The following is a 1,395-nucleotide window of genomic DNA, read 5'->3' as shown; positions in this document are numbered from 1 at the left end:
GGCCTGCCTGCCATGGCCGGACGGAATCCGGAAAGAAGCCCGCAAGGTGCTGAGGGGGTTGCGGCGACGGCTGGGCGAACGAAATCGGAGGACTACCGGCTCATGGAGCAGGTGGTCGAACCCAGCAACATGCGACGAGCGTACAAGCGCGTCCTGAAGAACCGAGGCGCAGCGGGCGTTGATCGCCTGACGGTCGAGGAGCTGAAGGACTGGCTGTTGGTGCACTGGCCAAGTGTGAAGGCGGCACTGCTGGAGGATCGGTACCTGCCACGGGCGGTGCGCCGAGTGGACATTCCCAAGCCTAATGGCGGGGTTAGAACACTCGGCGTACCCACGGTGGTGGATCGGCTTATCCAGCAGGCGCTCCATCAAGTACTGCAACCGATCTTCGAGCCAACCTTCTCCGATGGCAGCTACGGCTTTCGTCCGCAGAGAAGTGCGCTCGATGCGGTCGTCAAGGCGAAAGAGTATGTGGCCGAAGGAAAGCACTGGGTAGTGGACATCGACCTGGAGAAATTCTTCGACCGGGTCAACCACGACGTGTTGATGGCTCGACTCGCCTATCGAGTGAGGGATGGTCGCGTACTCAAGCTGATCCGGCGCTTCTTAGAGGCGGGGATGATGGCTAATGGCGTGATTCAACCCCGCAGCGAGGGTACGCCTCAGGGTGGGCCGCTGTCCCCATTACTGTCGAATATCCTGCTGACCGATCTTGATCGAGAGCTGGAAAGGCGGCAGTTGAAGTTCTGCCGATATGCTGACGACTGCAATATCTACATCGGCAGTGAAGGCGCAGGGCAACGGGCGATGGCGAACATCAGAGCCTTCCTGGAGGGTCATCTGAAGCTACGTATCAACGAGCAGAAAAGCGCAGTAGCACGGCCTTGGAAGCGAAAGTTTCTGGGCTACGCGATTACGATCTATCGCCAAGAGACACGGGTGCGACCTGCCCCCGAAAGCCTGCGAAGACTGATGGATCGAGTTCGTGAGTTGCTGCGCAAGGGGCGAGGACGGTCCTTGTCTCACACTATAGAGATGCTAAATCCCGTGTTGCGGGGTTGGGCAAACTACTTTCGGCTTACCGCGAACATGCGGATGCTGGAGGAACTCGATTGGTGGCTGCGTCGAAAACTACGTTGCCTGCTCTGGCGACAGTGGAAAACCCCGAAGACCCGCGAACGACGACTCATCTTGCTTGGGCTTAGGCCTGAGCGGGCGTGGAAGTCGAGTGTAAACGGGCGAGGGCCTTGGTGGAACTCGGCATCCAAACACATGAATCAGGCAGTACCGACGTTGTACTTCGCCAAAATGGGGCTGGTCTCGCTGCGCAGCACTGTGCAGGGACTCCAGCGTATTAGTTGAACCGCCGTATGCGGAACCGCACGTACGGTGGTG

At 59.0% G+C, this 1,395-nt stretch carries 1 protein-coding gene; it reads left to right on the top strand.

Annotation, left to right across the window (positions count from 1 at the left end):
• Nucleotides 1-1,362, top strand: a 1,362-nt coding sequence (gene ltrA / locus DB891_RS17400; protein WP_223256140.1) for a group II intron reverse transcriptase/maturase, incomplete at its 5' end; no start/stop codon positions are given.
• Nucleotides 1,363-1,395 lie beyond the last annotated feature (33 nt).

The organism is Flavobacterium laiguense (assembly GCF_003097655.1).
In the GTDB taxonomy this organism is placed as follows: Bacteria; Bacteroidota; Bacteroidia; order Flavobacteriales; family Flavobacteriaceae; genus Flavobacterium; species Flavobacterium laiguense.
This window is presented reverse-complemented; position numbering and strand designations above follow the sequence as displayed.